Raw genomic sequence first — 253 nt, forward strand, 5'->3', positions numbered from 1 at the left:
TTGTGCGCCCTTGGGGCGGCCCGTCGAGCCCGAGGTGTAGATCACATACGCGAGATTCGCACCCTCGACGTGCACGGCCGGCGCGTCGTGCGGCCCGGCGGACAGGTCGAGCGTGTCGAGTTCCAGCACCTCCAGCGAAGCGGGCACCGGCAGCGCATCACGCACGTGCGCGTGCGTAAGCAGCAGGGCAATGCCGCTGTCGCCGATCATGTAGGCGAGACGGTCCTGCGGATAGTCCGGATCAAGCGGCACA

The 253-nt window shown here is 68.0% G+C and carries 1 protein-coding gene; it reads right to left on the reverse strand.

Annotated elements, in window-relative coordinates; translation table 11 throughout:
• Nucleotides 1-253, reverse strand: a 253-nt coding sequence (locus tag U5775_RS39300) for an AMP-binding protein (RefSeq protein ID WP_322063482.1), incomplete at both ends; no start/stop codon positions are given.

Source organism: Paraburkholderia sp. J63 (assembly GCF_905220245.1).
Classification (GTDB): domain Bacteria; phylum Pseudomonadota; class Gammaproteobacteria; order Burkholderiales; family Burkholderiaceae; genus Paraburkholderia.